General features: G+C 55.7%; 15 protein-coding genes. 11 read left to right on the forward strand and 4 right to left on the reverse strand.

The features are described 5' to 3' along the window. Positions 1-242: 242 nt before the first annotated feature. Positions 243-1,421 carry an MFS transporter gene (locus N5J69_RS12265; RefSeq protein WP_279770603.1) on the forward strand — a complete coding sequence of 393 codons (1,179 nt, stop codon included), beginning with the start codon at positions 243-245 and terminating at the stop codon, positions 1,419-1,421. 40 nt (positions 1,422-1,461) lie between these two features. Here the strand turns inward: N5J69_RS12265 and leuD are convergent, their stop codons facing one another. The 4 genes from leuD to leuA are packed head-to-tail and all read right to left on the reverse strand — an operon-like array spanning position 1,462 to position 6,138. Continuing rightward, complete coding sequence (leuD, locus tag N5J69_RS12270; RefSeq protein ID WP_279770604.1) at positions 1,462-2,067, reverse strand: 3-isopropylmalate dehydratase small subunit; 606 nt, start codon at positions 2,065-2,067, stop codon at positions 1,462-1,464. 3 nt (positions 2,068-2,070) lie between these two features. Then, positions 2,071-3,477 (reverse strand): 3-isopropylmalate dehydratase large subunit, encoded by a 1,407-nt coding sequence (gene leuC, locus N5J69_RS12275; RefSeq protein ID WP_279770605.1) that lies wholly within the window; start codon positions 3,475-3,477, stop codon positions 2,071-2,073. Positions 3,478-3,481: 4 nt separating this feature from the next. Then, positions 3,482-4,573 (reverse strand): 3-isopropylmalate dehydrogenase, encoded by a 1,092-nt coding sequence (leuB, locus tag N5J69_RS12280; RefSeq protein ID WP_279770607.1) that lies wholly within the window; start codon positions 4,571-4,573, stop codon positions 3,482-3,484. Positions 4,574-4,575: 2 nt separating this feature from the next. Further along, positions 4,576-6,138 carry a 2-isopropylmalate synthase gene (leuA, locus tag N5J69_RS12285; protein ID WP_279770609.1) on the reverse strand — a complete coding sequence of 521 codons (1,563 nt, stop codon included), beginning with the start codon at positions 6,136-6,138 and terminating at the stop codon, positions 4,576-4,578. Between the two features lie 903 nt (positions 6,139-7,041). Between leuA and ilvI the strand changes: the two genes are divergently transcribed. The 10 genes from ilvI to mraY all read left to right on the forward strand — a co-directional run bounded on the left by ilvI (position 7,042) and on the right by mraY (position 18,371). Beyond that, entirely contained in the window at positions 7,042-8,766 is a 1,725-nt protein-coding gene (gene ilvI / locus N5J69_RS12290) for an acetolactate synthase 3 large subunit (protein WP_279770611.1), read from the forward strand. Positions 8,767-8,768: 2 nt separating this feature from the next. Beyond that, positions 8,769-9,260, forward strand: coding sequence for an acetolactate synthase small subunit (gene ilvN, locus N5J69_RS12295; RefSeq protein WP_010253849.1), 492 nt, complete (start codon positions 8,769-8,771; stop codon positions 9,258-9,260). A 196-nt stretch (positions 9,261-9,456) separates the two neighbouring features. Continuing rightward, complete coding sequence (gene cra, locus N5J69_RS12300) at positions 9,457-10,467, forward strand: catabolite repressor/activator (RefSeq protein ID WP_279770612.1); 1,011 nt, start codon at positions 9,457-9,459, stop codon at positions 10,465-10,467. Between the two features lie 496 nt (positions 10,468-10,963). Further along, complete coding sequence (gene mraZ, locus N5J69_RS12305) at positions 10,964-11,422, forward strand: division/cell wall cluster transcriptional repressor MraZ (protein ID WP_009092149.1); 459 nt, start codon at positions 10,964-10,966, stop codon at positions 11,420-11,422. Positions 11,423-11,424: 2 nt separating this feature from the next. Then, positions 11,425-12,366, forward strand: coding sequence for a 16S rRNA (cytosine(1402)-N(4))-methyltransferase RsmH (gene rsmH / locus N5J69_RS12310; protein ID WP_279770614.1), 942 nt, complete (start codon positions 11,425-11,427; stop codon positions 12,364-12,366). Continuing rightward, positions 12,363-12,683: a cell division protein FtsL gene (gene ftsL / locus N5J69_RS12315; protein ID WP_003854764.1), complete on the forward strand. Its 321-nt coding sequence runs from the start codon at positions 12,363-12,365 to the stop codon at positions 12,681-12,683. Before rsmH ends, ftsL begins: the two co-directional genes overlap by 4 nt. 16 nt (positions 12,684-12,699) lie before the next feature. Then, the gene (locus tag N5J69_RS12320; RefSeq protein WP_279770615.1) at positions 12,700-14,466 is read left to right on the forward strand and encodes a peptidoglycan glycosyltransferase FtsI; all 1,767 of its coding nucleotides are present in this window, start codon (positions 12,700-12,702) and stop codon (positions 14,464-14,466) included. After that, on the forward strand, positions 14,453-15,940 hold the full coding sequence (gene murE, locus N5J69_RS12325) for a UDP-N-acetylmuramoyl-L-alanyl-D-glutamate--2,6-diaminopimelate ligase (protein WP_279770616.1): 1,488 nt from the start codon (positions 14,453-14,455) through the stop codon (positions 15,938-15,940). The genes N5J69_RS12320 and murE overlap by 14 nt, the downstream gene beginning before the upstream one ends. After that, the gene (murF, locus tag N5J69_RS12330; RefSeq protein ID WP_279770618.1) at positions 15,937-17,295 is read left to right on the forward strand and encodes a UDP-N-acetylmuramoyl-tripeptide--D-alanyl-D-alanine ligase; all 1,359 of its coding nucleotides are present in this window, start codon (positions 15,937-15,939) and stop codon (positions 17,293-17,295) included. The genes murE and murF overlap by 4 nt, the downstream gene beginning before the upstream one ends. After that, positions 17,289-18,371 (forward strand): phospho-N-acetylmuramoyl-pentapeptide-transferase, encoded by a 1,083-nt coding sequence (gene mraY, locus N5J69_RS12335; protein WP_013356763.1) that lies wholly within the window; start codon positions 17,289-17,291, stop codon positions 18,369-18,371. Before murF ends, mraY begins: the two co-directional genes overlap by 7 nt. The last annotated feature ends 2 nt before the right edge of the window (positions 18,372-18,373 follow it).

Below are 18,373 nucleotides of genomic sequence, written 5' to 3' on the forward strand. Positions count from 1 at the left end.
TCCCTGTGAAAAGCGCTCTGTTTTTTCTGCCCCATTTTAAGAGCAAACTTTGCGCTATGGGAAGAGCGGGAGGCATTCAGCAGTGAATGGCGTTCGACCCTCACTGTGCTGTTCAGCAGAGTGTTTTTCTGAGTAGGGTGCATTTACACCGCCAGCAGAGGATCTCTGCTGGCTTTTTTCATGTTGCGCGTTATCGTCTACCCTTCTTTTTCCCCTCTGTTTGTTCTGTAAGGGATTTCGGTATGAAATCGCTGTTAACGCGGCAGCGCCGCATCAATCCGGTTTACCTCGCTTTTATGGTCGCCTCGTTCATGCTGGGCATCGCGGGCGCACTGCAGGCACCCACACTCAGCCTGTTTCTGACGCGTGAGGTGCAGGCACGGCCCTTCTGGGTGGGGCTGTTTTTCACCATCAATGCCGTGGCCGGTATCGTGGTGAGTATGCTGGTGGCAAAGCGCTCAGACAGCGTTGGTGACCGTCGGCATATCATCCTCTTATGCTGCCTGATGGCGCTGATCAATGCGCTGTTATTTGCCTTTACCCGTCACTACCTGACGCTACTCACACTGGGTGTGCTGCTGTCGGCGCTGGCCAGCGTCTCAATGCCTCAACTTTTTGCACTGGCGCGGGAATATGCCGATCAGTCGGCGCGTGAAGCGGTCATGTTCAGTTCGGTGATGCGTGCGCAGCTTTCGCTGGCGTGGGTGATCGGGCCGCCGCTCTCTTTTGCGCTGGCGCTGAACTACGGCTTTGTCACGCTGTTCATGGTGGCTGCCGCGCTGTTTCTGATCTGCATTCTGCTGGTCTGGTTCACCCTGCCATCGGTGCCGCGTACGCAGCCGCTGGTGCAAAGCGGCGGGCTGCCGATCAGTGGCTGGCGCGATCGGGATGTGCGATTGCTGTTCATCGCGTCGGTCGTGATGTGGACCTGCAACACCATGTATATCATTGATATGCCGCTTTATATCAGCACCACGCTGGGGCTGCCCGAGAAGCTGGCCGGTCTGCTGATGGGGACCGCCGCCGGGCTGGAGATCCCGGTGATGCTGCTGGCCGGTCATTACGCCCGTCGCATCGGTAAGCGCCGGTTAATGCTGGTAGCGGTTGCGGCGGGCGTTCTGTTTTATCTGGGGCTGGTGCTATTCAACTCCCGCACCTCGCTGATGGTATTACAGCTCTTTAACGCGGTGTTTGTCGGGATTATTGCGGGTATCGGAATGTTGTGGTTTCAGGATCTTATGCCGGGCCGGCCCGGCGCGGCAACCACCCTGTTCACGAATTCCATCTCGACCGGCATGATTCTGGCGGGGGTGATTCAGGGCACGCTGAGTGAGCGGCTGGGGCATGAGGCGGTTTACTGGCTGGCATTCGGGCTGGCGATTGTGGCGCTGGTGATGTCAGCGCGGGTGCGCGACGTATAAAAGAGAAGGGCGACCGGATGGTCGCCCTGCTTTAACTCAATCAGCGCAGGAAAGTGGGCTGATTCTGCTCATACTGCGAAATCGACGCTTCGTGCTGCAGCGTCAGGCCAATGCTGTCGAGGCCGTTAATCATGCAGTGGCGGCGGAAGCTGTCGAGTTCAAACGGATAGACTTTATCGCCTGCGGTGACCGTCTGCGCTTCCAGATCGACCGTAAAGCTGATGCCAGGCTGGGCCGCAACCAGTCTGAACAGCTCATCTACTTCCTCTTCGCTTAATTTTACCGGCAGCAGCTGGTTGTTAAAGCTGTTGCCGTAAAAGATATCCGCGAAGCTCGGCGCAATAACCACGTGAAAACCAAAATCGGTCAGCGCCCAGGGCGCATGCTCACGGGAAGAACCACAGCCAAAGTTCTCGCGTGCCAGCAGGATGCTGGTGCCTTTGAACTCAGGCTTGTTCAGGACAAAGCCGGGCGTTGGCACCGTGCCAGCGTCATCTTCAAAGCGCCAGTCGTGGAACAGGTGCTGGCCGAAACCGGTGCGGGTCACCTTCTGCAAAAACTGCTTAGGAATGATGGCGTCCGTGTCGACGTTCGCGGCATCCAGCGGCGCAATAATGCCGGTGTGCTGAGTAAATTTATTCGCCATGACTTAAGCTCCTGTCGTCAGTTCACGGATGTCGGCAAAGTGGCCGGTCACGGCAGCCGCCGCGGCCATCGCCGGGCTGACCAGGTGGGTACGTCCACCACGGCCCTGGCGGCCTTCAAAGTTACGGTTGCTGGTTGAGGCGCAACGCTCGCCCGGATTCAGACGATCGTTGTTCATCGCCAGGCACATTGAGCAGCCAGGCAGACGCCATTCAAAGCCCGCGTCCAGGAAGATTTTATCCAGACCTTCCGCTTCAGCCTGCGCTTTTACCGGGCCGGAACCGGGCACCACCATCGCCACGACACCCGGCGCAACTTTGCGACCTTTAGCGATGGCGGCCGCGGCACGCAAATCTTCGATACGTGAGTTGGTGCAGGAGCCGATAAACACCTTATCAATCGCGACATCGGTCAGTTTAATGCCCGGCTGCAGGTTCATGTAGGCCAGCGCTTTTTCCGCTGAGGCGCGTTCAACCGGATCGGCGAATGAGGCCGGATTCGGGATTGCCTGATCAACGGCAATAACCTGGCCCGGATTGGTGCCCCAGGTAACCTGCGGGGCAATCTCTTCGGCATGCAATGTCACTACCGCATCATACGTCGCGCCTTCATCGGATTTCAGCGTGCGCCAGTAATCCACGGCCTGCTCCCACTTCTCACCCTGCGGAGAGAACTGACGGCCTTTCAGGTAGTTAAAGGTGGTCTCATCCGGTGCCACCAGGCCCGCTTTCGCCCCCATCTCAATCGCCATGTTGCACAGGGTCATACGACCTTCCATGCTCAGCGCCTGAATTGCCGGGCCGCAGAATTCGACCACATAGCCGGTGCCGCCTGCGCTGCCGGTTTTGCCGATGATGGCCAGCACGATATCTTTGGCGGTAATGCCGGCAGACGCCTGACCCAGCACTTCAATCTTCATGGTTTTCGCCCGACCCTGTTTCAGGGTCTGGGTAGCAAACACATGTTCAACTTCAGAGGTGCCGATACCAAAGGCCAGCGAGCCAAATGCGCCGTGCGTCGCGGTGTGCGAGTCGCCGCACACAATGGTCATGCCCGGCAGCGTCATACCCTGCTCAGGACCTATAACGTGTACGATGCCCTGGAACGGGTGATTCAGGTCATACAGCTGTACGCCAAACTCGGCGCAGTTCTTCATCAGCTCCTGCATCTGGATACGCGCCATCTCGCCCGACGCATTGATATCTTTGGTCTGGGTAGAAACGTTGTGATCCATGGTGGCAAAGGTTTTGCCCGGCTGACGGACTTTACGGCCGTGCGCACGCAGACCATCAAACGCCTGTGGCGAGGTCACTTCATGGATCAGGTGACGATCGATGTAGAGTAACGGCGTTTCATTGGGCGCTTCGTGGACGACATGTGCATCAAATAACTTCTGGTATAAGGTTTTCATTTTTTTATTTTTCCTCGGCGATAAAGCGGGCAATGATGCTGCCCATCTCATCTGTGCTGACCGCTGGGCCATCACCGGCTAAATCTTTGGTACGGTAGCCCTGTTCCAGCGCGTGGCTGATGGCGCGTTCGATACTGTCGGCAGCCGCATCGGCATTCAGGCTGTAGCGCAGCAGCAGCGACAGCGACAGAATCTGGGCGACCGGGTTAGCGATATTCTGACCGGCGATATCCGGCGCTGAACCCCCCGCCGGTTCGAACAGGCCAAAGCCCGCTTCGTTCAGGCTGGCGGAGGGCAGCATCCCCATCGAGCCGGTAATCATGGCGCACTCATCAGAAAGGATATCGCCAAACAGGTTGGAGCAGAGCAGCACGTCAAACTGCGACGGGTCTTTGATCAGCTGCATAGTGGCGTTATCGATGTAGATGTGGCTCAGCTGCACGTCCGGGTAATCTTTAGCCACTTCATTAACGATTTCACGCCACATTACCGAGGTCTGCAGCACGTTGGCTTTATCAACCGAGGTGACTTTGTTGCGACGTTTGCGCGCCGATTCAAATGCGATACGGGCGATGCGCTCAATTTCGAAACGGTGATAGACCTCGGTATCGAAAGCACGCTCTTCCGGGCCGCTGCCTTCACGGCCTTTCGGCTGACCAAAATAGATGCCGCCGGTCAGTTCACGCACGCACAGAATGTCGAAGCCCTTCGCGGCGATGTCGCTGCGCAGCGGGCAGAAAGCTTCCAGTCCGCTGTAGAGTGCAGCCGGACGCAGGTTACTGAACAGCTTAAAATGTTTGCGCAGCGGCAGCAGCGCACCGCGTTCCGGCTGTGAGGCGGGCGGTAAATGTTCCCACTTCGGACCGCCAACGGAACCAAACAGGATGGCGTCGGCCTGCTCGCAGCCTGCAACGGTTGCGGGCGGCAGCGGTTCGCCGTGCTGATCGATAGCAATGCCGCCGACCGCATATTCCTGGGTCGTAATCTGCATATCAAAGCGCTGACGAATGGCATCCAGCACTTTCATAGCCTGCGCCATCACTTCCGGGCCGATACCGTCACCGGGTAAAACTGCGATATGAGATGAGGTGGACATGGTTATACGGTTTCCTTCTGATCTTTAAATTTGCGCTGCAATTCTTGTTCAACCTGACGGGCACGCCAGATATTGTTCAGGGCGTTGACCATCGCTTTAGCGGAGGACTCGACGATATCGGTCGCCAGACCAATGCCGTGGAACTTGCGGCCGTTGTAGCTCACGACGATATCGACCTGACCCAGCGCATTCTCGCCGTGGCCTTTAGCCGTCAGTTTGTAGTTCACCAGTTCAGCATCGAACTGGGTAATGCGGTTAATGGCCTGATAGACCGCGTCAACCGGACCGTTACCGGTGGCGGCATCCGACTTAGCGACATCGCCGCAGCCCAGATTAACAGAGGCGGTGGCGGTGATGCCGGAACCGGTCTGGACGTTAAATTCGTGCAGCTGGAAATGCTCCGGCTCTTCATTCTGCTTATTGATGAAGGCCAGCGCTTCCAGGTCGTAATCGAAGACCTGACCTTTTTTATCGGCCAGCTTCAGGAAGGCGTCATACAGCGTATCCAGATTGTAATCCTGCTCGGCATAGCCCATCTCTTCCATGCGATGTTTAACCGCCGCACGACCAGAACGCGAGGTCAGGTTCAGCTGGATTTTGTGTAAGCCGATCGACTCCGGCGTCAGGATTTCATAGTTCTCGCGGTTCTTCAGCACGCCATCCTGATGAATACCGGATGAGTGGGCAAAAGCGTTGGAGCCGACGACGGCCTTGTTAGCCGGGATCGGCATATTGCAGATCTGGCTGACCATCTGGCTGGTACGGTAGATTTCCTGATGATTGATTTGGGTGTGCACATTCATAATCTGCTGACGGGTTTTAATCGCCATGATCACCTCTTCCAGCGCACAGTTACCGGCACGTTCACCCAGGCCATTCATTGTCCCTTCAACCTGACGTGCGCCTGCCTGAACGGCAGCCAGGGCGTTACCGGTTGCCATCCCCAGGTCATCGTGGGTATGAACAGAGATAATCGCTTTATCGATATTGGGAACGCGGTTCATCAGCTCACTGATGATGTGGGCATATTCGCCTGGCAGGGTGTAGCCAACGGTATCCGGGATGTTGATGGTGGTTGCACCGGCGTTGATCGTGGCTTCCACCATCCGGCACAGATCATCAATTGGCGTGCGGCCGCCATCTTCACAGGAGAACTCAACGTCACTGGTGTAGTTACGCGCACGTTTCACCATATGCACCGCACGCTCAATGACTTCTGGCAGTGTACTGCGCAATTTGGTGGCGATGTGCATCGGAGACGTCGCGATAAAGGTATGGATACGGAAGGCTTCGGCAACGCGCAGAGATTCGTACGCGGCATCAATATCTTTTTCCACACAGCGCGCCAGTCCGCAGACCCGGCTGTTTTTAATGGTGCGGGCAATGGTCTGTACTGACTCAAAGTCGCCCGGTGAAGAGACCGGGAAGCCAACTTCCATCACATCCACGCCCATACGCTCCAGCGCTAAGGCAATCTGCAATTTTTCTTTCACACTCAGGCTGGCCTGTAATGCCTGCTCACCGTCGCGCAGAGTGGTATCGAAAATAATGACTTGCTGGCTCATCGTATTCATCCTTATGCTTTTTCGGGCCTGGCAACGAGCATAAAAAAACCCGCGACAGGCGCGGGTTTTTAACTTTCAGCAGGTTTGAATCAGTGTTTGATTCCGCCCACAAGTCTACCGCGCAAGCTGAGTGCGTTTAGTAGTAGACCGAGAAGGCGAACAGAACGAAACATGGATTCAAACCTTATAAAATGTTGTGCTGTACATATTGGTACTGGAATCATTCCGTGATGTCAACCTTCAGTGCAGGGGTATTTTCTGAGGCGGCAGAGAAAGATATTCTGTTATTTACCGGTCAGGCAGCGTAATGAACAGCGCTTCAGTGGCTGCGGAGGCCATCAGCACCGCAATGCGTGCTTTTATGGCACGGGTTTGAATTTAATTTATTGAAATTAAATGTATTTATTTGGCTGCCTTTCTGCGGGGTGACAGGATTTATCACCTTCTGGCTAGCATAATCACGTGTACCTGAGTAATTTCCTGGTTAATTACGCCAGAAAAGAAAAGTGTCAGGGGATTGTGGGCTATTGCAGCCGGTAATAAGTTTTCGTTATTTCTTATATCACGCTGAAAATAATTTCTTACCCAGCATTTTCGTCTGCGGTTCTGCAACGTAATTAGTTTAATCCGCGCAGCCAATTCTTATCGGGCAGAGCCTTTACGCCCCGGCCTTTTAATTTACGCGGGTTTGCGGTTTGCCTGCCCGGTTAACTGCGGTTATGGTAATTGACCTACTCTCAGAACAATGAACCCGACAGATATTTCTGTCACAGGACAGCGACGCAGGTTTTCGCTGTCGTGCATAAACACAAGATTTTGATTGGCAAAGCAGGTACCAGGGCAACGTGGTACGCCTGTAAAGGCGTTGTAACCGAGCCGGGTCCTGAAGCCTGGAGGCAGAAGATGGAGATGTTGTCAGGAGCCGAAATGGTCGTCCGTTCGTTAATCGATCAGGGCGTTAAGCAGGTATTCGGTTATCCGGGTGGCGCAGTTTTAGATATCTATGATGCGCTGCAAACCGTCGGGGGTATCGATCACATTCTGGTGCGCCATGAGCAGGGCGCAGTGCATATGGCTGACGGCCTGGCACGCGCCACGGGCGAAGTGGGTGTGGTACTGGTCACTTCCGGACCCGGTGCGACCAATGCGATTACCGGTATCGCCACCGCCTATATGGACTCGATTCCGCTGGTGATCCTGTCGGGTCAGGTTCCCTCGTCGCTGATTGGCTATGACGCCTTTCAGGAGTGCGACATGGTCGGCATCTCTCGTCCGGTGGTGAAGCACAGCTTCCTGGTGAAAAGCACTGAAGAGATCCCAACCGTACTGAAAAAAGCGTTCTGGCTGGCTTCCAGCGGACGTCCCGGACCGGTGGTGATCGACCTGCCAAAAGATATTCTGAATCCAGCCAACAAGCTGCCTTATCACTGGCCGGAGTCAGTGAGCATGCGCTCTTACAACCCGACCATTCAGGGCCATAAAGGGCAGATTAAGCGTGCGCTGACGACGTTGCTGGCCGCGAAGAAGCCGGTCATCTATGCCGGTGGCGGTGCCATTACCGCAGGCTGCGAAGCGGAACTGTTACAGCTGGCAGAAAGCCTGAATATTCCGGTGACGACCTCGCTGATGGGCCTGGGCGCGTTCCCGGGTACGCATCGTCAGTGCGTGGGCATGCTCGGTATGCACGGTACGTATGAAGCCAACATGACGATGCACAATACCGACCTTATTTTTGGCATCGGTGTTCGTTTCGATGACCGCACAACCAACAATCTGGCGAAATATTGTCCCAACGCCACGGTAATGCACATCGACATCGACCCTACCTCTATTTCTAAAACGGTCGCGGCGGATATCCCGATTGTGGGCGATGCAAAACAGGTGTTGCAGCAGATGCTGGAGTTGCTGGCGCAAAGCGACACGCCATCGCGTGCTGAGAGCCTGCACGAGTGGTGGCAGGCGATCGAAGGCTGGCGCAGTCGTCACTGCCTGGAATTTGATCGCACCAGCGACAAAATCAAGCCGCAGGCCGTGATTGAAACCATCAGCCGTCTGACCAAAGGCGATGCGTATGTCACCTCGGATGTTGGCCAGCACCAGATGTTTGCGGCGCTTTATTATCCCTTCGATAAACCGCGCCGCTGGATCAACTCCGGCGGTCTGGGCACCATGGGCTTTGGCCTGCCTGCGGCGCTGGGCGTGAAAATGGCGCTGCCGGAAGAGACCGTCATCTGTGTAACGGGCGATGGCAGTATCCAGATGAACATTCAGGAGCTTTCCACCGCGCTGCAGTACGATCTGCCAGTGCTGGTGCTGAACCTGAATAACCGGGTGCTGGGCATGGTGAAACAATGGCAGGACATGATCTACTCTGGTCGTCACTCCCAGTCTTATATGGAGTCGCTGCCTGATTTCGTGCGCCTGGCGGAAGCCTACGGTCATGTTGGCATTGCGATAGAGCATCCGGCTGAGCTGGAAGAGAAACTGACGCTGGCGCTGGACACCCTGGCGAAGGGGCGTCTGGTGTTTGTGGATGTCACCGTTGACGGTAGCGAGCATGTTTACCCGATGCAGATTCGCGGTGGCAGCATGGATGAGATGTGGTTAAGTAAAACGGAGAGGACATAATTATGCGTCGCATTTTATCAGTTCTGCTGGAGAACGAATCCGGCGCATTATCCCGTGTCGTCGGCCTGTTCTCACAGCGCGGCTATAACATTGAAAGCCTGACCGTGGCACCGACTGACGATCCGACCTTGTCGCGGATGACCATTCAGACGGTGGGCGATCAGAAGGTGCTGGAGCAGATCGAAAAACAGCTGCACAAGCTGGTGGATGTACTGCGCGTCACCGAGCTGGGGCAGGGTGCCTATGTTGAACGGGAAATTATGCTGGTGAAGATTCAGGCCAGCGGGTATGGCCGTGAAGAGGTGAAGCGCAACGCCGAGATCTTCCGCGGTCAGATCATCGACGTGACGCCGACGCTGTACACGGTTCAGCTGGCGGGCACCAGTGACAAACTGGACGCCTTCCTGAATACCGTTCGCGATGTCGCCGAAATTGTTGAAGTGGCGCGCTCCGGTATCGTGGGCGTTTCACGCGGCGATCGCATCATGCGTTAATCACGCTCCGTCATCATTAATCCTCACCTAACCCGGCGAAATGCCGGGTTTTTTTATTTTTTATGCGCAAGGCGAGTTACATTCAGAAAAGCGGTTGCTCCGCGCACTTTTCTGCTGTTAGATGAGAGTTATAAGTTATCCATAGCTTAACTGCGGCTATTTTTGCCGTTAAAGCGGATTTGATGGTGGGGTTATCGTGAAACTGGATGAAATTGCGCGTTTGGCAGGCGTGTCGCGCACCACGGCCAGTTATGTCATCAATGGCAAAGCGCGGCAGTATCGTGTCAGCGACAAAACCGTTGAGAAAGTCATGGCGGTGGTACGTGAGCATAATTATCACCCTAATGCAGTGGCTGCCGGGCTGCGCGCCGGGCGAACGCGCTCTATTGGGTTGGTCATTCCCGATCTGGAAAATACCAGCTATACCCGTATTGCGAACTATCTGGAGCGACAGGCGCGTCAGCGGGGCTATCAACTGCTTATCGCCTGTTCTGAAGATCAGCCCGATAACGAGATGCGCTGCATTGAACATCTGTTACAGCGCCAGGTGGATGCGATTATCGTCTCTACCTCACTCCCGCCAGAGCATCCTTTTTATCAGCGCTGGATTAACGACCCCCTGCCGATTATTGCGTTAGACCGTGCGCTGGATCGTGAGCATTTCACCAGCGTCGTGGGTGCCGATCAGGACGATGCGCAGACACTGGCAGCTGAACTGCGTCAGCTAGAGGTCAAAAATGTGCTGTTCCTCGGCGCGTTACCTGAACTGTCAGTGAGCTTCCTGCGTGAGATGGGCTTCCGCGAAGCCTGGAAAGACGATCCGCGCCCGATCGACTACATCTACTGCAACAGCTTCGAACGCACAGCCGCAGCAGCACTGTTTGAAAAATACCTTGAAGATCACCCGATGCCGGAGGCGCTTTTTACCACCTCATTTGGTCTGCTGCAGGGCGTAATGGATGTCACGCTGAAACGTGACGGGCGGCTGCCGACTGAACTGGCGATTGCCACCTTTGGCGACCACGAATTACTGGACTTTCTTGAGTGTCCGGTACTGGCCGTGGGTCAGCGTCACCGTGACGTGGCAGAACGCGTGCTGGAATTAGTTTTAGCCTCGCTGGATGAACCCAGAAAACCAAAACCGGGTTTAACCCGCATTCGTCGTAATTTATACCGTCGCGGACAATTAAGCAGAAAGGTTAAATGAGTAACGGGGCAGTATTACGCTGCCCGCCCATTTTAATTACGTGAATTACTGATTAAATAAACAGGTCGACGTAAAAAAGCGTAAATTCTGCTCATCAAATCTAACAATGTCGAAAGGCTTATTTTTATTATCTGCTTACAACTTCAACAAACTTCCTGCCCCGTCCGGCCTTAAGCCGCTGTGCTTCCTTTCGGAAATCCCCTAAAATGCCGCCGCTGTCTCAGAAACTACGATAAATATTCAGCACGTCATAGTGTTTCATTTTTAGTCGTTTTTTTCCGCGATACTTTTTTTATTCAGGTATTCATTGGCTTAATTTTTTAATTTTCCTTTTTATTGGTTTACGTCGCCACCTGAGATTAATTTTTCGCTCTGTAAAGAGTGATATTCAGCTACCGCTCCGGCTTGACAAGGATTTCATGGGATCCTTAAACTCGTTTCGTGGTAAAAAGTGGGATAAAGTGGCGTAAACGGGTGACCAGGAGGAGAGACTGGCATGTTCCGCGGAGCAACGTTAGTCAATCTCGACAGCAAAGGGCGGCTCGCCGTACCCACGCGATATCGCGATTTGCTGATTGGGGAATCTCAGGGGCAGATGGTCTGTACCATCGACCTCCACCAGCCATGCCTGTTGCTTTATACCCTGCCCGAATGGGAAATCATTGAAAAAAAGCTGGCACGCCTTTCCAGTATGAATCCACTTGAGCGCCGCGTGCAGCGTCTGCTGCTGGGACATGCCAGTGAATGTCAGATGGACAATGCAGGCCGCCTGCTGCTGGCAAATACGCTTCGGCAGCACGCAAAATTAACCAAAGAAGTGATGCTGGTTGGACAGTTCAACAAGTTTGAGCTGTGGGATGAACAGACCTGGTATCAACAAGTCAGGGACGATATTGACGCAGAACAGTCGGCTCAGGAGCCTTTATCTGAGCGGTTGCAGGACTTGTCGCTATAGCTATGCAGGAAAATTTCAAACATACCACCGTGCTGTTGGATGAGGCGGTTAACGGCCTCAATATCAGGGAAGACGGTATTTACATCGACGGCACTTTTGGTCGTGGTGGCCATTCACGCCTGATTCTTTCGCAACTGGGAGAGAAGGGAAGGCTGATCGCCATCGATCGCGATCCGCAAGCTATCGCCGCTGCCGCTGAGATCACCGACCCGCGTTTTTCAATTATTCATGGCCCTTTTTCCGCGCTGGCTGAGTATGTCGCTGAGCGGGATTTAGTCGGAAAAATTGACGGCATTTTGCTTGATCTGGGGGTTTCATCACCGCAACTGGATGACGCCGAACGCGGCTTTTCTTTTATGCGTGACGGACCACTGGATATGCGAATGGACCCTTCACGCGGTCACTCCGCTGCGGAATGGTTGCTGCACGCGGAAGAAGCGGATATCGCTTTCGTTCTGAAAACCTTCGGTGAAGAGCGATTCGCTAAACGCATTGCCCGTGCCATTGTCGAGCGCAATCGTGAGCAGCCGATGACCCGCACCCGGGAGCTGGCGGAGGTGATCTCTGTCGCCATGCCGGTAAAAGATAAGTTTAAGCACCCGGCCACACGCAGCTTCCAGGCGATTCGTATCTGGATTAACAGCGAACTGGAAGAGATCGATATTGCTCTGAAAGGGGCGGTTGAGGTGCTGGCACCGCAGGGTCGCCTCTCTGTCATCAGCTTCCATTCACTGGAGGATCGGCTGGTGAAGCGCTTTATGCGCGATCAGAGTCGCGGGCCGCAGGTGCCTGCCGGGATACCCATGACTGAACATCAGCTGCGTGCTCTCGGCGGGCGTGAACTGAAGCTGCTCGGCAAAATGTCGCCGGGTGACGCTGAAGTTTCTGAGAACCCACGTGCGCGCAGTTCGGTATTACGCATCGCGGAGAAAACCGACGCATGATCGGTAACGAGCGCCACAGTCTGCCCGCCGTCATCGGCGGGGATTTGCTGCGAAAGGGCAAGATTCCGGTGCTGTTGCTGATCGCTGTGGTGGTGTCTGCCGTGCTGGTGGTGACCACTACCCATAAAACGCGACTGTTGACCGCGCAGCGCGAACAGCTGGTGCTGGAGCGTGACGCGCTGGATATCGAGTGGCGTAACCTGATTCTGGAAGAAAATGCGCTGGGCGACCACAGCCGGGTTGAACGGATCGCCACCGAGAAGCTGCAATTGCAGCACGTTGATCCTTCACAAGAAAATATCGTGGTGCAGAAATAAGGATTTCAGATAGCGAATGAGCGGCACAGGCAGAACGCTGAAGTTGAAGAAACCGGAAGATAAAGCCAGCTTTGTAAGCTGGCGTTTTGCGTTGCTGTGCGGCTGTATTTTACTGGCGCTGGGCGGTTTGCTGTCGCGTGTGGCCTGGCTGCAGGTGATTAATCCCGGCAAGCTGGTCAAAGAGGGCGATCTGCGATCGCTGCGTGTTCAGGCTGTGCCGACCTCACGCGGCATGATCAGCGATCGCGCCGGACGCCCGCTGGCAGTCAGTGTACCGGTTAATGCTATCTGGGCTGATCCAAAAGAGCTGCATGCGGGTGGCGGCGTCACGCTGGATAGCCGCTGGAAGGCGTTGTCCGATGCACTTTCCATCCCGCTTGATCAACTGGCTGCCCGCGTGAATGCCAACCCCAAAGGCCGCTTTGTCTATCTGGCGCGTCAGGTCAATCCGGCCATCGGCGACTATGTCAAAAAACTCAAACTTCCCGGTATTCATCTGCGTGAAGAGTCCCGCCGTTACTATCCTGCCGGGCAGGTCACCTCCCATCTGATTGGCTTTACCAATATCGACGGGCAGGGCATTGAAGGCATTGAGAAGAGTTTTGATAAGTGGCTGACCGGTGCGCCGGGCGAGCGGACGGTGCGCAAAGATCGTTATGGTCGCGTGATTGAAGATATCTCTTCCGTAGACAGCCGGGCCGCCCATAACCTGACCCTGAGTATTGATGAACGGTTGCAGGCGCTGGTTTACCGCGAGCTGAATAACGCTGTCGCCTTTAACAAAGCGGAGTCGGGCACGGCGGTGCTGGTCGATGTGAATACCGGTGAAGTGCTGGCGATGGCCAACAGTCCGGCTTACAACCCGAACAATCTCACCAACACCCCAAAAGATCTGATGCGTAACCGCGCAATCACCGACATTTTCGAACCGGGTTCTACCGTGAAGCCGATGGTGGTGATGACAGCGCTGCAGCGCGGCGTGGTCAGAGAAAACAGCGTCCTGAACACCGTGCCGTACCGCGTCAATGGTCATGAGATCAAAGACGTGGCGCGCTACAACGAATTGACCCTGACAGGGGTTTTACAGAAGTCGAGTAACGTCGGTGTTTCACGTCTGGCGTTAGCGATGCCTTCCTCAGCGCTGGTAGAAACTTACGCGCGCTTTGGACTGGGCAAACCGACCAATTTGGGGCTGGTCGGGGAAAGCAGTGGCTTATACCCTAAAAAACAACGGTGGTCTGACATAGAGAGGGCCACCTTCTCTTTCGGCTACGGGCTAATGGTAACGCCGTTACAGTTAGCGCGAGTCTACGCAACGATTGGCAGCTATGGCATTAATCGCCCGCTGTCGATCACCAAAGTGGATCCGCCCGTCGCGGGGCAGCGCGTTTTCGATGCGTCACTGGTGAAAACCGTGATGCACATGATGGAGAGCGTGGCGCTGCCTGGTGGGGGGGGCGTCAAAGCGGCCATCAAGGGCTATCGCATTGCGATAAAAACCGGTACGGCGAAAAAGGTCGGACCGGACGGACGCTACGTCAATAAATACATTGCTTATACCGCAGGCGTTGCGCCTGCCAGTCATCCCCGATTCGCGCTGGTGGTGGTGATCAACGATCCCCAGGCTGGCAAGTATTACGGTGGTGCGGTTTCTGCACCGGTGTTTGGTGCCATCATGGGTGGCGTACTGCGCACCATGAACATCGAGCCGGACGCGTTGCCGACCAATGACAGGAATGAGTTGGTGACTAACAGAAGTGAGGAATCAAGTGACAGATCGTAACCTGCGCGACTTACTCGGCCCCTGGGTGCCAGGCGCGCCGGCGCGCCCACTGCGTGACATGACACTGGATAGCCGCATTGCGGCGTCTGGCGATCTGTTTGTCGCTGTTGCAGGCCACCAGGTTGATGGCCGCCGTTTCATTCCGCAGGCGATTGCGCAGGGCGTCGCTGCGGTCGTGGCCGAAGCTGAAGGTGAAGCGGTCGACGGCGAAATCCGTGAAATGCACGGCGTACCGGTTATCTATCTGGCGCAGCTGCCTCAGCGGCTGTCGGCTTTAGCGGGCCGTTTTTATCAGCAACCGGGCGAAAAGCAGACGCTGATTGGCGTTACCGGCACCAACGGTAAAACCACGACCACCCAGTTGCTGGCGCAGTGGGCGACGCTGCTGGGTGAGACCAGTGCGGTCATGGGCACCGTCGGCAATGGGCTGGTGGGGCACTTAGCCGCTGCAGAGAATACGACCGGTTCAGCGGTCGACGTTCAGCATATGCTGCACGAACTCGCTGAAAAAGGGGCGACCCTGACCGCCATGGAAGTCTCGTCACACGGCCTGGTGCAGCATCGCGTCGCGGCTCTGCCGTTTGCTGCGGCCGTCTTCACCAATCTCAGTCGCGATCACCTCGATTACCACGGTGATATGTCGGGTTATGAGTCAGCCAAATGGCTGCTGTTTTCTGAGCATCAGGTGGGGCAGGCCATTCTTAACGCGGATGATGAAGTGGGCCGCCGCTGGCTGGCGCGCTTACCTGATGCGGTTGCCGTTACCATGGAGGATAACCTCCAGCCGGGCTGCCACGGCCGCTGGCTCAAAGCCGATGCGGTTGAGTATCACGACAACGGCGCACATGTTCGCTTCAGCTCCAGCTGGGGCAACGGTGAAATCGACAGCCCGCTGATGGGTGCCTTCAACGTCAGCAATCTGCTGCTGGCGCTGGCGACCCTGCTGTCACTCGATTATCCGCTGGCGACGCTGGTAAGCGTTGCACCCCGTTTGCAGCCGGTTAACGGGCGAATGGAAGTCTTCAGTGCCGCAGGAAAACCGACGGTCGTGGTGGATTATGCCCATACCCCGGATGCGCTGGAAAAAGCGCTGGAAGCGGCACGTCTGCACTGCAAAGGCAAGCTCTGGTGCCTGTTTGGCTGCGGTGGCGACCGTGATAAAGGCAAACGCCCGTTGATGGGGGCAATTGCTGAACAGTTTGCCGATGTGGTTGTCATTACAGACGACAATCCGCGCAGCGAAGATCCGCAGGCGATCGTCCAGGATATTCTGACCGGTTTGCTGGACCCGGGCCGCGCCCGCGTCGTGTCCGGCCGGGCGCAAGCGGTCACCAACGCCATTATGCAGGCGCAGCCTGACGATATCGTGCTGGTGGCGGGCAAAGGCCATGAGGATTATCAGATCATCGGCAACCGTCGTCTCGACTACTCCGATCGTGCCACGGTTGCGGCACTGCTGGGAGGCGCAGCATGATTCCGGTTTCATTAACAACCCTGGCGAAAATCACCGGCGGCACGCTGCACGGCAGCGATTTGACCCTGAATGAGGTGACCACCGATACCCGTAAAGTGACGGCGGGCAGCCTGTTTGTCGCGCTGGCAGGTGAACGTTTTGATGCCCATGACTTTGCCGGAGATGCCATCGCTAATGGTGCAAAGGCATTGCTGGTAAGTAAGCATTTACCTGTTAATGTGCCGCAGGTGGTGGTGGAAGATACCCGTGTTGCCTTTGGCCGACTCGGTGCCTGGGTTCGTCAGCAGTCCACAGCCCGCGTAGTGGCGCTGACGGGCTCCTCTGGCAAAACCTCGGTTAAAGAGATGACGGCAGCGATTCTGCGTCAGTGCGGCGAAACCCTCTACACGGCAGGCAATCTTAACAACGATTACGGCGTGCCGATGACGCTGGTACGCCTGACCGCAGAACATCAGTATGCGGTTATCGAGCTGGGTGCTAATCATCAGGGCGAAATCGCCTACACCACCGACCTGGTGAAACCCGAAAGTGCGCTGGTAAACAATCTGGCTGCAGCGCATCTGGAGGGCTTTGGCTCACTGGCGGGTGTTGCCAAAGCCAAGGGCGAAATTTTCCAGGGCTTACCGGCTGACGGCATTGCGATTCTCAATGAGGAGAGCAATGACTGGCCGAACTGGCAGACCGCGTTGCAGGATAAAACCGTGTGGCGTTTCTCACCGCAGGCGGCAGAGTGTGATTTCTCTGCCCGTGATATCCGCATTGCTCAGGACGGCACCCATTTCGTGATGCAAACGCCGCGTGGCGAAGCAGAGATAATACTGCCGTTGCCGGGTCGTCATAACATCGCTAACGCCCTGGCGGCGGCGGCACTGGCTCTGTCAGTGGATGCGCCGCTGAGCGCCGTTCAGCAGGGACTGAAAAATCTGCAGTCGGTGCCTGGTCGCCTGTTCCCGGTTCGCCTCTCTGCGCATCAACTGCTGCTGGATGACAGCTACAACGCTAATGTCGGATCGATGACCGCAGCCGTTCAGGTTCTGTCAGAGATGCCAGGTTACCAGGTGCTGGTCGCGGGTGATATGGCGGAGCTGGGCGAAGAGACCGAAAAATGCCACCGCGAAATTGGCGAGGCGGCACGCGGTGCAGGCATTGACCGTGTACTGACCTGCGGGAAATTCAGCCATTTCATCAGTGAAAGTAGCGGAGTTGGCGAACATTTCAGCGATAAGACGGCGCTGACTGAACGTTTGCGCCAGCTGTTGTCCGAACACTCAGAAATTACCGTGCTGATTAAAGGTTCACGTAGTGCCGCCATGGAGCAGGTAGTACAAAGTTTACAGGAGAAAGGAACATGTTAGTTTGGCTGGCCGAACATCTGGTCGCTTTTTATTCGGGCTTTAACGTCTTTTCCTATCTGACGTTTCGCGCCATTGTCAGCCTGCTGACCGCATTATTTATCTCGCTCTGGATGGGGCCGCGCCTTATCGCGTGGCTGCAGAAGTTACAGATTGGCCAGGTCGTCCGCAATGACGGCCCGGAATCGCATTTCAGTAAGCGCGGGACGCCCACCATGGGCGGCATCATGATTCTGACCTCCATTACCATTTCGGTGCTGATGTGGGCGTATCCGTCGAATCCGTATGTCTGGTGCGTGCTGTTCGTGTTAGTGGGCTTTGGCATCATCGGCTTTGTCGATGACTACCGCAAAGTGGTGCGCAAAGACACCAAAGGCCTGATCGCCCGCTGGAAATATTTCTGGATGTCGGTGATTTCGCTGGGCGTGGCGTTCGGGCTTTATGCGGCGGGCAAAGACACCCCTGCAACCCAACTGGTCGTGCCGTTCTTCAAAGACATCATGCCGCAGTTAGGCCTGTTTTATGTGCTGCTGGCCTACTTTGTGATTGTCGGAACAGGTAACGCGGTCAATCTGACCGATGGCCTGGACGGTCTGGCGATTATGCCAACCGTCTTTGTCGCCGCAGGCTTTGCATTGGTTGCCTGGGCAACCGGGAACGTGAAGTTTGCTGAATATCTTCATATCCCTTATCTGCGTCACGCCGGTGAGCTGGTGATTGTCTGTACCGCCATCGTCGGGGCAGGGCTGGGCTTCCTGTGGTTCAACACCTATCCGGCTCAGGTCTTTATGGGCGACGTCGGCTCACTGGCTTTAGGCGGCGCGCTGGGAACCATCGCGGTGTTACTGCGTCAGGAATTTTTACTGGTGATCATGGGCGGCGTGTTTGTGGTTGAAACGCTGTCGGTGATCCTGCAGGTGGGATCGTTCAAGTTGCGCGGCCAGCGTATTTTCCGCATGGCACCGATCCATCACCACTATGAACTCAAGGGCTGGCCGGAACCGCGCGTCATTGTGCGTTTCTGGATTATTTCGCTAATGCTGGTGCTGATTGGCCTGGCCACGCTGAAGGTGCGTTAATC

Origin of the sequence: Pantoea sp. GD03673 (genome assembly GCF_029844725.1) — a bacterium.
GTDB lineage: Bacteria > Pseudomonadota > Gammaproteobacteria > Enterobacterales > Enterobacteriaceae > Pantoea.